Annotated in this window: 1 protein-coding gene; it reads left to right on the top strand. The window is 64.3% G+C overall.

Features of this window, described 5'->3' with window-relative positions; translation table 11 throughout:
- The coding region (locus AB4Y34_RS41845) for an SDR family NAD(P)-dependent oxidoreductase (RefSeq protein ID WP_368719307.1) at positions 1 to 518 on the top strand (518 nt) is incomplete at its 5' end.
- Between the last annotated feature and the right edge of the window lie 121 nt (positions 519 to 639).

Here is a 639-nt window from a genome sequence, read left to right on the forward strand (position 1 = left end):
AAACAGCCGTGGCGCGCTTCGGGCGGGTCGATACGCTCGTCAACAATGCGGGCATTTTCGTGGCCAAGCCGTTCACGCAATACACGGCCGAAGATTACGCGACGGTCACCGGCATCAATCTCGCGGGATTTTTCTACATCACGCAACTCGCAATCGCCGAGATGGAGAAGCATGAGCGCGGCCACGTGGTCAGCATCACGACGACCCTCGTCGATCACGCGATCGACGGCGTGCCGTCCGTGCTGGCCTCGTTGACCAAGGGCGGCCTCGCCGCCGCGACCCGCTCGCTCGCGATCGAGTATGCGAAGCGCGGCATTCGCGCCAACGCGGTTTCGCCCGGCATCATCAAGTCACCGATGCATGCGCCCGAAACTCATGCGGCACTTGGCGCATTGCATCCGGTGGGCCATATGGGCGAGATGAGCGACATCGTGAATGCGATCCTCTATCTCGACTCGGCGCCATTCGTGACCGGCGAGATCCTGCATGTGGACGGCGGCCAGAGCGCGGGCCACTGAGCGGGCCATGCGATGAAGACGCGCGCGCCGCTCAGTGACCGCGCGTGCGTGGCGCGGGCACTGGGGGTGTCGTGGGCGTGGCCAACTGCTCGATCAGAAATTCGACGAAAACCCGCACGCG

Origin of the sequence: Paraburkholderia sp. BR10954 (assembly GCF_040965775.1) — a bacterium.
GTDB lineage: Bacteria > Pseudomonadota > Gammaproteobacteria > Burkholderiales > Burkholderiaceae > Paraburkholderia > Paraburkholderia youngii.